Here is a 12,074-nt window from a genome sequence, read left to right as displayed (position 1 = left end):
CCGGCCCCCGGCGGGCCCCACGGCACCTCCACGGCCCCCGGCGAGCTCTCGCCGCCCTTCGACCGCCGGTGTGCCCTCGCGGCCATCAGGGCCTCGCTGACGCCGGGGTGTCCACCCGACCTCAGCGGACCTCGGCGATCACCTCGACCTCGACCGGCGCGTCCAGCGGGAGAACGGCGACACCGACCGCGCTCCTGGCGTGCCTGCCCGCGTCACCGAGCACCGCGGTGAGCAGCTCGCTGGCGCCGTTGACGACCTGCGGCTGGCCGGTGAAGCCCGGGGCGCTGGCCACGAACCCGACCACCTTGACGATCCGCACGATGTTCGACAGTCCTCCGGCCGCCGACGCGACCGCGGCGAGGGCGTTGAGCGCGCAGATCCTCGCGAGCTCGTAGGCGTCCTCGACGCCCACCTCGGCGCCGACCTTCCCGCTGGCCTTCAGCTTGCCGTCCACCACCGGAAGCTGCCCCGAGGTGTAGACGTGGTCACCGGAACGCACCGCCGGGACGTACGCCGCCAGCGGCGGCACCACCTCGGGCAGGGTCAGGCCCAGCTCCGCCAGCCTCTCCTCGGCCGTCACTGCTTGGGCCGCTTCAGGTAGGCGACCAGCTGCTCGGGGTTGGGCCCCGGCACGACCTGGACGAGCTCCCAGCCGTCCTGGCCCCAGTTGTCGAGAATCTGCTTTGTCGCATGTACCAGCAGCGGCACTGTCGAGTACTCCCATTTCGTCATGCGGGACACATTAGCGAGACGGCTCCCGGTGAGCGGCCCACTACGGGTCCGCGAGCGCCCGGCATGGCTCATGCCCGCCACCCGGTGCCGCCGGAGGCGGGCCGATGATCAGGGCGGTCCGCTGTGAGAATCTACATATTTACTTTCCGCATCCGATCGATTAGCGAGAGGGCCACGCACGGCTCCCCGGGCCGCGCCTCCGGCTTCGGCCGGGTTCGGCTTCGGGCCGTCCGGCCCACACCGCCTTGCTGACCAGCGTGATCGGCGAAAGAGGCTCCCCGGCCGCCCTCAGGGCAGGCGCCCGCTCCCGGCTCAGGCCCGCCGGGCGACCATGCCGTTTGAGGGCTACCGGGGAAGGCGCCGGAGAGTTGTCAAGTAACCGTTGGGTAGCCTTCGAAAGGTGAGAGCTCGCGACACCGATTGGGACGGCGTACGCCTTCACGTCGTCACCGGCAAGGGTGGCACCGGCAAGACGACGGTGGCCGCCGCACTCGCGCTCGCCCTCGCGGCGGGCGGCGACAAGGTCCTGCTGGTCGAGGTCGAGGGCCGCCAGGGGATCTCCCAGGTCTTCGACCTGCCGCCGCTGCCCTACGAGGAGCGCAAGATCGCCGTCGCACCCGACGGCGGGGACGTCTACGCGCTGGCCATCGACCCCGAAGAGGCGATGCTCGAGTACCTTGAGATGTTCTACGGCATGCGCAGGGCCGGCAGGGCACTCAGCAAGATCGGCATCGTCGACTTCGCCACCACCATCGCCCCCGGCTTCCGCGACGTCCTGGTCACCGGCAAGACGAGCGAGGCCGTCCGGCGCAAGGGCAAGGACGGCAAGAGGGTCTACGACGCGGTCGTGCTGGACGCGCCGCCGACCGGCAGGATCGTGCGCTTCCTCAACGTCACCAACGAGGTCGCGGGGCTGGCCAGGGTCGGCCCGATCAAGAACCACGCCGACCTGGTGAACGGCGTCGTCTCCTCTCCGGAGACCGCCGTGCACTTCGTCACGCTCCTGGAGGAGATGCCGGTCCAGGAGACCCTGGACGGCCTGAGCGAGCTCCGCACCGCCGGGCTCCCGCCCGGGGGGATCTTCATCAACATGGTCCGCGAGTCGCTGCTGCCCGACTCCGTCCTGGAGGCCGCCGCCGAGAACCGGTTCGACCCGGCGGAGCTGGTGCTCGGCCTCAAGGCCGCGGGACTCACCGACGGCGGCTCCGCCGCGGTCACGGTGGCCGATGCCCTGACCGAGGAGATCGCCGAGCACGCCCGCCGCACCGAGCTGGAGCGGGACGAGAGGCTGGCGCTGGAGGAGGCCGCACGCCCCCGCTACGAGCTGCCGTTGCTGGCCGACGGGGTGGATCTGTCCGGGCTGTACGAGCTGGCGGAATCGATCCGCACCCAAGGAGCAGCGTGAAGACCCCTCCGGTCCTCGACCTTGACGCGATCATCGACGACCCGCACACGCGGATCATCGTCTGCTGCGGTTCCGGCGGCGTCGGGAAGACCACCACCGCCGCGGCCCTGGGACTGCGCGCGGCCGAGCGCGGCCGTTCCGCCGTGGTGCTCACGGTCGACCCCGCGCGGCGGCTGGCGCAGTCGATGGGGCTCACCGAACTCGACAACACCCCCAGGCTCGTCGTGGGCGTCGAGGGCGAGGGCCGGCTGCACGCCATGATGCTCGACATGAAGCGGACCTTCGACGAGATCATCGAGGCGCACGCCGACCCCGAGCGAGCTCGCCAGATCCTGACGAACCCCTTCTACCAGTCCCTCTCGTCCAGCTTCGCCGGCACCCAGGAATACATGGCCATGGAGAAGCTGGGCCAGCTCCGGCGGTCGGACGACTGGGATCTGATCATCGTCGACACCCCTCCGTCCCGCTCCGCGCTCGACTTCCTGGACGCCCCCGAGCGGCTCGGCCGCTTCCTTGACGGCCGGCTCATCCGGCTGCTCATGGCCCCCGCCAAGGTCGGCGGGCGGAGCGCGTTCAAGCTGCTCAACGCGGGTTTCGGCATCGTCGCCGGAGCGCTGACCAAGCTGCTGGGCGCGCAGGTGCTCAAGGACCTGCAGACGTTCGTGTCCGCGCTGGACGCCGTCTTCGGCGGTTTCAGGGCGCGGGCCGACCAGACCTACCGGCTCCTGCAGGCCCCCGGAACGGCGTTCCTCGTCGTGGCCTCGCCCGAGCGCGACGCGATACGCGAGGCGTCCTACTTCGTGGAGAGGCTGGCCGAGGAGCGCATGCCCTTGGCGGGTCTCGTGGTCAACCGGGTGCACCGCTCGCCCGCGGCCGTGCTGTCCGGGGCGCGGAGCACCGCCGCCGCCGAAGACCTGGAGGCGCGCGGCGAGCACGAGCTCACCTCCGCCGTACTGCGGCTGCACGCGGACCGGATGCAACTGGCCGCTCGCGAGCAACGCGAGCAGGAGCACTTCATCTCCGCCCATCCCACGGTGCCCGTCGCGCGGGTCCCCGCCATGTCGCAGGACGTGCACGACCTGGAAGGGCTGCGCGAGGTGGGCGACCTGCTGGCCGCCCAGTAGCCGTCACGGCGGCCTGCCAAGCCGTGCAGCGCGCGTTCGCCGACCCGTGACATGCGTGTACGGCTGGCGCCCGGCGCCAGCCGTACGGGATCGGCGCGAACTCAGCCGGCTATCAGCTCATTCGTCCGCTCATATTCTTCTTTGGCCAACTCCAGCAGGTCCCGCCAGGAGTCGACATCCGGTCGCCGACGCAACAGCGCTCGGCGTTCGCGCTCGGTCATCCCGCCCCACACCCCGAACTCGATGCGGTTGTCCAGCGCATCGGCGAGGCACTCGGTCCGGACCGGGCATCCTCGGCAGATCAGCTTTGCTCGGTTCTGGGCAGCACCCTGAACGAACAAAGCGTCAGGATCCGCACCCTTACAGGCCGCACGGGAGGTCCAATCCGTGATCCACATTCGACCCCACTCCCCTTAGGTGGTCAGTCGTGACTTGGGCCGACGGGCGCGGGCGTCGGGCCTCGGTATTCAATTGCTGCAGAAAGAGACCGTACGCAACCAGACGTTCAGGCCGACAGACCCCGGCGGGACCAAATTCTCACATGGTCATCCACGGCCATCTGGCCGGGAATGACTAGTCACCCACCTGCGATACGGCACGAAGTCATGGCAAAACAGGGTTCCGTTACCGTTTGGGTTATCCGTCCGACGTACCCTGGGACTCGTGCAAGCTCAAGGCAAAGATCAGGGGTCGGCGGTCGGCAATGTGCTGAAGCTGCTCGGCGCGGCGGCTGTCACAGGTGTGTTCGTCGCCGCGGTGGCGCTTCCGGCGGTGGGTGGCGCGGGGATGACCGTGAACGCGGCGACGAACGAGCTGCGTCTTCTCCCCGAGGAGCTCAAGGAACCTCCCCTCGCGGAGAAGACCACCCTGCTCGATGCGGACGGCAAGCAGTTCGCCCAGTTCTACTTCGAGAACCGCGAGTCGGTGAAGCTCGACCAGGTCGCCGACGTCATGAAGACGGCGATCGTGGCGATCGAGGACACCAGGTTCTACGAGCACGGGGCGATCGACCTGGAAGGCACCTTCCGCGCGGCGGTGCGGAACGTCTCAGGCGGCGGGGTCGTCCAGGGTGGCTCCTCCATCACGCAGCAGTACGTCAAGCTCGTGCTGCTCAACGCGGCGGAGACCAAGGAGGAGCAGGACGCCGCCATCGAGGCGACGTTCTCCCGCAAGCTCAACGAGCTGCGCTACGCGCTGGCGGTCGAGGAGAAGTACACCAAGTCGGAGATCCTTGAGCGCTACCTGAACATCTCCTACTACGGCGCGGGAGCCTACGGCATCCAGGCCGCGTCCAGGCGCTTCTTCGACAAGCCCGCCTCCAAGCTGACCCTGTGGGAGGCGGCCACCCTGGCCGGAGCCGTGCAGAACCCGAGCCGGACCGACCCGGGGGCGGGAAAGGCGGCCCGCGCGCGGCTGCTTGAGCGGCGCAACATCGTGCTGAGCCGGATGGCCGAACTCGGCAAGATCACAACGCAGGAAGCCGAAGAGGCCAAGAAGAAGAAGCTCGGTTTCAAGAACATCTCGGCCCCCGGCGGCTGCGAGGTGAGCGACTACCCCTACTTCTGCATCTACGTGCAGCAGGAGATCGCCTCCAACGAGGACTTCGGCAAGACCCGCAAGCAGCGGGAGAGGCTGCTCCAGCGGGGCGGCCTGACGATCAAGACGACGCTCGACCCGAAGGCGCAGAAGGCCTCGGAGAAGGCGATCCGGCAGTTCGTCCACACCAGCGACAAGCCGGTCGCCTCGCAGGCGATGGTCGTCCCCGGCACCGGCGCCATCAAGGCGATGGCCGCCAGCCGGAAGTTCGGCGGGAACCCGAAGAAGAACGAGATCAGCTACAACCTCGTCGGCGACCGGCTGCACGGTGGCGGAGCGGGCTTCCAGGCCGGCTCCACGTTCAAGCCCTTCACCCTGCTGACGGCCCTCGACAAGGGCATGAAGCTGAACGACGGTTTCAACACCGGCACCGGCTACCAGTCCCCCAGCCACAGCGCGTTCCGCGACTGCAAGGGCAACGCGGTCGGCGAGCCCGGGCACACCGTCACCAACTCCAGTGAGGGCCCCGGCGGTTTCAACACCCTGACCACCGGCACCCTGGGCTCGGTGAACACCTTCTTCATGCGCCTGGAGCAGGAGGTCGGCCTCTGCGAGACGGTGAAGATGGCCAAGAGCCTGGGCATCCAGCGCGCCGACGGCGCCCCGCTGAAGGAGTTCGAGACCTTCACGCTCGGCATCAACGAGATGGACCCGGTGACCGTCTCCGCCGCCTACGCGACGATCGCCGCCCGCGGCACCTACTGCAGGCCGATGGTGATCACCGAGAGCACCGACCGCGAGGGCAAGAAGACGTCGTACAAGCCCAAGTGCAAGCAGGTCCTGGACGAGGAGGTCGCCGACGCGGCCACCCACATCATGTCCGGGGTCTTCACCAAGGGCACGATGAGCCAGGTCGGCGGCATCGGCCGCGACGCGGCGGGCAAGACCGGCACCACCGACGCCTACACCGCCGCCTGGTTCGCCGGGTTCACTCCCGACCTCGCCTCCGCGGTGAGCGTCGGCGACCCGCGCGGCGCCTTCGGGCACGACCTGATCGGCGTGACCATCGGCGGGCGCTACTACAGCTACGTGTACGGCGCCTCGATCGCGGGCCCGATCTGGAAGAACTCGATGCTCAGCGCGCTCAGGGGCGTCGAGGCGACCTCATTCACCCCGGTGAACATGGAGCGCTTCGGCGGCTGCACCGGCAACCGGTGCGCGCCCAAGCCGCCGCCGAAGTCCGACCGGGGTGACGGCGGTGACCGTGGCGACCGTGGCGGTCGCGGTGGCGGTGACGGTCGCGGTCGCGGCGGTGACGGTCCGCCCTCGGGCGGCGGCGACCGGGAGGTCAACGGCGGCATCACGATCCCTCCGGTCACCCCCTAGGACAGTAGAGCCCTCCGCACCTGCCCCTTTGAAAGGGTCCGGCGCGGAGGGCTCTGGCCTTACCCGGAGAGGTATCGTGCGTGCCGCCACGGCCTCGGGTCAGGATGACGCGAGGCGCGCCCGTACGGCCTGTGCGACGCGACCGCCCTCGGCGCGCCCGGCGACCTTCGGGTTCACGATCTTCATGACCTGGCCCATGGCCTGCGGCCCGGAGGCACCGCTCTCGGCGACGGCCTCGTCCACGAGGGTGGCGAGTTCCTCGTCGGAGAGCTGGGCGGGCAGGTACGCCTCCAGCACGGCCTGCTCGTCGATCTCCGCCTGCGCCTGCTCCGCCCGGCCGGCACCGCTGAACGCCTCGGCCGCCTCGCGGCGCTTCTTGGCCTCCTTGGCCAGCACCTTGACGATCTCGTCGTCGGTGAGCTCGCGCGCCGCCTTACCCGAGACCTCCTCGACGTTCACGGCCGCGAGGGCCATGCGAATCGTGCGGGTGCGGATCTCGTCCCTGCTCTTCATGGAGGCCGTGAGATCGGCCTTCAGCTTGTCCTTCAATGCGCTCATGCGGTCCATCTTGCCGCCTCACCAGCCCCGCTGTATCCAGAGTTTCCGTCCGGAGGGCCGATCTCGGGCATGATGAGAGGGTGAGGAAAGCAGCCGCGGTGCCCCTGTCCCTGTTCGGCGTCGGCCTGGCCGGCCTCGCGTACGCCTCGGTCATCGAGCGCAACGCGTTCCGGCTGCGCCGCTTCGACGTGCCCGTGCTGGAGCCGGGGCAGCGTCCGGTGCGTGTCCTGCACCTGTCCGACCTGCACCTCACCCCCGGCAGGCGGATGCTCATCGACTGGGTCCGCTCGCTCGGAGCGCTCCACCCCGACCTGGTGGTCAACACCGGCGACTCCATCGCGCACCCCGACGCGATCACGCCCCTGATGCATGCCCTGGAGCCCCTGCTGTCGCGTCCGGGGCTGTTCGTCTACGGCTCCAACGACATGTACGAGCCGAAGCCGAAGAACCCGCTGCGCTATCTCTGGCGCACCTCCAAGGCCGACTACGGCCAGAAGATCCCCACGCTTCCCTGGGAGGAGCTGGGCACCGCGATGGCCGCCGAGGGCTGGCTCGACATGAACAACACCACCGCCCGGGTCAAGGTCGGCGATCTTGACATGGCGGTGGGCGGCATCCACGACTCCCACATCAACCGCGACCGCTACGACCTGATCGCCGGCCCCGCCCCGGCCGAGGCCGACCTGCGGCTGGGGGTGATGCACTCGCCGGAGCCCCGTAACATGACCCGCTTCGCCGCCGACGGCTACCAGCTGCTGCTCGCCGGTCACACCCATGGCGGCCAGCTCTGCGTCCCCTTCTACGGCGCCCTGGTCACCAACTGCGGCATCGACCGGGCCCGGGTCAAGGGCATGAGCCGCCACGACTCCGCCTACCTCCACGTCTCCGCCGGCCTCGGCACCAGCCCCTACGCTCCGGCCCGCTTCGCCTGCTACCCCGAGGCCAGCCTGCTGACCCTGGTGCCCCGTCGGCGCGACGCAAGCACCCACGAAGTCCGCTAGACTTTCCCAAGCACGAGCAAGACCGGACGTGTGACCGGGGTGTGGCGCAGCTTGGTAGCGCGCTTCGTTCGGGACGAAGAGGCCGCAGGTTCAAATCCTGTCACCCCGACGTTGAATAAAGTCCCGAGGCAGAGAGCCGTTCCTGAGAAATCAGGAACGGCTTTCTGCGTTACTGGGTGACTATCTCTCTCAGAGCGCCTGGGATCGTGCGGCTTCCGGCGGTGGCATGGCAAGGACGGCTTCCCGAACAGACCCTGGCCGCCGAGCCCGCGATACCGACACCGCCCCCAAGCGGGCCCTCTGCCGCCTTCCCCCGACACCCCCGCCCAGATCCGCCCCGGCTCGGCACTGGACGTCGCCTCGCGCCCTGTCCCAGGCGAACATTGGGGTTGCCGGAGACGGGGTCGGAGCCACGAGAGACGGGTGGGCTGCGGCCACACCTGGTCTACTTATCGCAGGTGCGATGATATAAGGGCAGCATCTTTGTTGATTGCCAGGGAACCTGCCTCTTGAAGCCCGAATATGCGAAGGTATCGTGATTGTCCGTGGCGACGTTCTGGGTCGGCACGTGAGCCAGTAAGGAGCCCTCGTTGTTCAGGCGTCTTTCCCGGTGGGCCACGATCCCCATCGCCCTCACATTGGCCGCCGGCCTGGCCGGCTGCGGTTCCAGCGATCCGGCCACCTCCGCCCCCTCCGGCGGGTCGTCCGGAGACGGGGCCACGACGCTGACCGTGTTCGCCGCCGCGTCGCTGACCGGCACGTTCACCGAGCTGGGCAAGACCTTCGAGGCCGCACACCCGGGCACGACCGTGCGGTTCAACTTCGGTTCCAGCGCCACCCTGGCCCAGCAGATCGTCGAGGGCGCCCCGGCCGACGTCTTCGCCGCCGCCAGCCCGGCCACGATGAAGACCGTCACCGACGCCTCCCTGGCCGGCACCCCGGCCACCTTCGTGCGCAACACCCTCCAGATCGCCGTACCCGCCGACAATCCCGCCAAGGTCGACGACCTGAGCGACCTGACCGATCCGAAGGTCAAGGTCGCCCTCTGCGCCGAGCAGGTGCCGTGCGGCGCGGCAGCGGTCAAGGCGCTGGACGCGGCCGGTCTGAAGGTCACACCGGTCACCCTGGAACAGGACGTCAAGGCCACCCTCACCAAGGTCGAGCTCGGCGAGGTCGACGCCGCCCTGGTCTACAAGACGGACGTCATCTCCTCCGGCGGCAAGGTCCAGGGCATCGACTTCCCCGAGGCGGAGAAGGCGATCAACGACTACCCGATCGCCACCCTGTCCAAGGCGCCCGCCCCCGAGGCGGCCAAGCAGTTCGTCGATCTGGTGCTGTCGCAGCAGGGCAAGGACGTGCTGACCAAGGCCGGCTTCCAAGCCCCCTGACCCGCGATGACGCGATCCGCGACCCCGGCGGGCCGGAACGGCGCACAGCGCCGCCCCGGTCCGTCCGGCCGCCTGTCAGGAGGTACGGCAGGGGGTACGGCATGAGCGGCGACCAGCCCCGTAACGCCATCTGCCTGGGCGGCCCCTGCCACGGCATGCTCACCCACATCGACCAGGACATCGGCACCCTCACCGTGCCCGTCCCGCGCCGCTCGCCCGAAGAGCCCGAGGGCGTCGCCCGCTACCGCATCACCCGCGAACGGGTGCACCATCCCTGCCGCGCCGAGCCGTTCATCGCCCTGCACTGGGCCGATCCCCCCGAACCGGCCGGCCCGCCCTGCCCCTGTGGCCTCAGGCACTAGACACGCCGCTTCGCGGGCGCACCTTCGCACGTCCGGCCGACGTGCCGGCCTCGCACCGACGTAGCACCGGATACGGCCCGCACGGCGCGGCTCTCATCGCCGGTCGCAGCGTGGAGTACTCAACGTCGGAGCGGCCAATGCCGACACGGTTTCCAGCGCTCATAGGAGCCTTTAAGGGCATAAAGTAACCCCCCGAAGTCAACCGGCAGCAGACGGTAATGTACGTTTGTGGTCATGATCGCATCGATGCGGCGGGTCGTACGGCACGGAGGCGTCGCCTTCGCGCTAGGGCTGGCCGTGCTCGGTGCCGTCGTGTTGATGCACCTGACGCTGTGCGTGGTGGCCCCCGCCCACCGGGGCCATCATCGTGCCCCCGGCCCGTGGCCGCCGGCCACGGCGACCGTCGGGGTGAGCGCCGCCGAGGACACCGGCGCCGCCACCGGGCTTCTCACCCTGATCGGCGCGGGGACGCCGGCGGAGCACCTACCGTGCCCGGAGCCGCCCGTCGATGAAGATCACCACCTCTGCGGCGCGGCGGCCGGAGCGCAGATCACCGGCACGCGCGTCCTGGTGCCGGCCGGGCCTGTCGTCGGTGACCCGGTGGTGGCCGAGGAGTCCGCCACAGCTCCACCGCCGCCCGCGCGGCGGCGCGCGCAACCGGTCCGTCCGCCGCCCGGGGTCGCGCTACTTCTACTCAAATCCGTTTCCCGGATATAGCCCGCCCCTCGGGCCGCCAACGACTCCACGCTCCCGCTGAGCGGTATGAGCCGTCGTTCGCGCACGCCCAAAAGCGAGTCGACCACATCGCATTCAGGGGAAACGGATCATGATATATACACTTAGTTCACCACAGATCACTGCGAGTTCGCCACAGATCGCCACCACCTCGCTCGGCCAGTTGATCACCGGAGCCACCTGCCACGCCCCCGAGCACGTGGTCGGCAACACCCCGGTGCTCTGGGTCCCGGAGATCGCCTCGGGACAGGGGCGCGGGTTCTGGGCGAAGCTGGAGGGCAACAACCCCGGAGGGATCAAGGACCGCTCCGCCCTCTACATCGTCGAGCGGGCACGCGAGCGCGGCCTGCTTCGCCCCGGAGCGCCCATCGTGGAGTCCACCAGCGGGACCTTCGGCCTGGGCCTGGCACTGGCCGGCATCGTCGGCGGCCACCCGGTGACGCTGGTGACCGACCCGGGCATGGAACCGCTGATGTGCCGGCTGCTGTCCGCCTACGGGGCGCGTGTCGTCGTCGTCGGCGAACCGCACCCGGTGGGCGGCTGGCAGCGGGCCCGCCGCCAGCGCGTGCTGGAGTTGCTCGATGAGCACCCCGACGCCTACTGCCCGGACCAGTACAACAACCCCGACAACGTCGCCGCCTACACGGGGCTGGCCATGGAACTGGCCGGCCAGCTCGGGCGGATCGACGTCCTGGTGTGCAGCGTGGGCACCGGCGGTCACAGCGCCGGGGTCTTTCGCGCGCTCCGGCGCTTCTATCCCGACCTGCGCCTCGTCGGCGTCGACACGATCGGCTCGACCATCTTCGGCCAGCCCGCGCGCGCCCGGCTCATGCGCGGCCTGGGCAGCAGCATCTACCCGCGCAACGTGGCCTATGAGGCATTCGGCGAGGTCCACTGGGTCGCGCCCGCCGAAGCGGTCTGGGCCTGCCGGCGCCTGGCCGCGCTGCGCTACGCCACCGGCGGGTGGAGCGTCGGCGCGGTGGCCCTGGTGGCATCCTGGCTGGCCCGCACGCTGCCCGGCCACACCCGGATAGCGGCGATCTTCCCCGACGGCCCGCACCGCTACTTCGACACCGTGTTCAACGACGACTACTGCGCCGAACGGGGCCTGCTCGGCGCACCGGCGGCGGCCGACCCCGACGAGATCGTCCACCCCGCCGAGCGTGAGCTGACCCGCTGGACCCGGTGCACGACCGTGCTCGACCCCACCACCCTCCCAGAGGGCGCCGGCACGGCAGGGAAAACAGCAGAGGAGACAGCAGGGCAGACGGCAGGGGAGACGGCAGGGCAGACGGCAGGGCAGACAGTGGGGCAGACAGTGGGGCAGACGGCGGGGCAGACGGCGGGGGAGAGCGTCGTCGGGCGCGGGCAGGTCGTCACGGCAGGCGGCTCCGGCGCCGGGGAGCCCATCCTGCAAAGCGGCTCCGACGGTGGGCACAGGTGCGCTTTCGCGGGAGGGCACCCTCGCGCGGGAGAACTCGCGACCGCTCCGCAAGGCGGCCCCCATGGCGGGGTGGCCATCACCGACGGGTGCGAAGAGGTCCGGCGGTGAGGGGCACCCTGGCCCTGGCCCGCTCCTTTGACCGGCCGGTGAGACTGCTACTGGTCAACCAGCTCACCATCAACACCGGCTTCTACATGCTGATGCCCTACCTGGCCGGCCACCTGTCGGGAGCGCTGGCGCTACCGGCGGCACTGGTCGGCCTGATCCTGGGCATCCGCAACCTCAGCCAGCAGGGCATGTTCCTGATCGGCGGCACCCTGGCCGACCGGCTCGGCCACAAACCCATGATCGTCGCGGGGTGCGGGCATCCGCGTTCGAGCCCCTGCGCGCGGTCGGCCGGGGT

The 12,074-nt window shown here is 69.8% G+C and carries 12 protein-coding genes, 1 tRNA gene and 1 pseudogene; 10 read left to right on the top strand and 4 right to left on the bottom strand.

Going from position 1 to position 12,074, the window contains the following annotated elements; translation table 11 throughout:
- Positions 1–121: 121 nt before the first annotated feature.
- Positions 122–580, bottom strand: a complete 459-nt coding sequence (locus tag ABZ260_RS35040; protein ID WP_355626246.1) for a RidA family protein — start codon at positions 578–580, stop codon at positions 122–124.
- On the bottom strand, positions 577–732 hold the full coding sequence (locus ABZ260_RS35035; RefSeq protein WP_012887236.1) for a DUF4177 domain-containing protein: 156 nt from the start codon (positions 730–732) through the stop codon (positions 577–579). Before ABZ260_RS35035 ends, ABZ260_RS35040 begins: the two co-directional genes overlap by 4 nt.
- Before the next feature lie 400 nt (positions 733–1,132).
- On the opposite strand from ABZ260_RS35035, the gene ABZ260_RS35030 reads away from it, so the two are divergent.
- Complete coding sequence (locus ABZ260_RS35030; RefSeq protein WP_355626244.1) at positions 1,133–2,137, top strand: ArsA-related P-loop ATPase; 1,005 nt, start codon at positions 1,133–1,135, stop codon at positions 2,135–2,137.
- Entirely contained in the window at positions 2,134–3,261 is a 1,128-nt protein-coding gene (locus ABZ260_RS35025) for an ArsA family ATPase (protein ID WP_355626242.1), read from the top strand. Before ABZ260_RS35030 ends, ABZ260_RS35025 begins: the two co-directional genes overlap by 4 nt.
- 101 nt (positions 3,262–3,362) lie before the next feature.
- Here ABZ260_RS35025 and ABZ260_RS35020 read toward each other — a convergent pair whose 3' ends face one another.
- The gene (locus tag ABZ260_RS35020) at positions 3,363–3,659 is read right to left on the bottom strand and encodes a WhiB family transcriptional regulator (protein ID WP_012887233.1); all 297 of its coding nucleotides are present in this window, start codon (positions 3,657–3,659) and stop codon (positions 3,363–3,365) included.
- Between the two features lie 265 nt (positions 3,660–3,924).
- On the opposite strand from ABZ260_RS35020, the gene ABZ260_RS35015 reads away from it, so the two are divergent.
- Positions 3,925–6,183 carry a transglycosylase domain-containing protein gene (locus ABZ260_RS35015; protein WP_355626240.1) on the top strand — a complete coding sequence of 753 codons (2,259 nt, stop codon included), beginning with the start codon at positions 3,925–3,927 and terminating at the stop codon, positions 6,181–6,183.
- Between the two features lie 99 nt (positions 6,184–6,282).
- On the opposite strand, the gene ABZ260_RS35010 is transcribed toward ABZ260_RS35015, so the two are convergent.
- Positions 6,283–6,741, bottom strand: coding sequence for a GatB/YqeY domain-containing protein (locus ABZ260_RS35010; RefSeq protein WP_355626238.1), 459 nt, complete (start codon positions 6,739–6,741; stop codon positions 6,283–6,285).
- 80 nt (positions 6,742–6,821) lie between these two features.
- Between ABZ260_RS35010 and ABZ260_RS35005 the strand changes: the two genes are divergently transcribed.
- The 7 genes and pseudogenes from ABZ260_RS35005 to ABZ260_RS34975 form a co-directional block, all read left to right on the top strand.
- Positions 6,822–7,742, top strand: a complete 921-nt coding sequence (locus tag ABZ260_RS35005) for a metallophosphoesterase (RefSeq protein WP_355626237.1) — start codon at positions 6,822–6,824, stop codon at positions 7,740–7,742.
- A 35-nt stretch (positions 7,743–7,777) separates the two neighbouring features.
- Positions 7,778–7,851: transfer RNA gene (locus tag ABZ260_RS35000), tRNA-Pro, on the top strand.
- Positions 7,852–8,332: 481 nt separating this feature from the next.
- Entirely contained in the window at positions 8,333–9,130 is a 798-nt protein-coding gene (gene modA / locus ABZ260_RS34995; RefSeq protein WP_355626235.1) for a molybdate ABC transporter substrate-binding protein, read from the top strand.
- A 101-nt stretch (positions 9,131–9,231) separates the two neighbouring features.
- Positions 9,232–9,492: a hypothetical protein gene (locus tag ABZ260_RS34990; RefSeq protein WP_355565811.1), complete on the top strand. Its 261-nt coding sequence runs from the start codon at positions 9,232–9,234 to the stop codon at positions 9,490–9,492.
- Between the two features lie 234 nt (positions 9,493–9,726).
- On the top strand, positions 9,727–10,209 hold the full coding sequence (locus ABZ260_RS34985) for a hypothetical protein (protein WP_355626233.1): 483 nt from the start codon (positions 9,727–9,729) through the stop codon (positions 10,207–10,209).
- Between the two features lie 109 nt (positions 10,210–10,318).
- On the top strand, positions 10,319–11,779 hold the full coding sequence (locus tag ABZ260_RS34980) for a PLP-dependent cysteine synthase family protein (protein ID WP_355626231.1): 1,461 nt from the start codon (positions 10,319–10,321) through the stop codon (positions 11,777–11,779).
- Positions 11,776–12,074, top strand: a pseudogene (locus ABZ260_RS34975) (hypothetical protein); the annotation flags it as partial. The gene ABZ260_RS34980 and the pseudogene ABZ260_RS34975, both read left to right, overlap by 4 nt.

The organism is Streptosporangium sp. NPDC006013 (assembly GCF_040614275.1).
Lineage (GTDB): Bacteria > Actinomycetota > Actinomycetes > Streptosporangiales > Streptosporangiaceae > Streptosporangium.
This window is presented reverse-complemented; position numbering and strand designations above follow the sequence as displayed.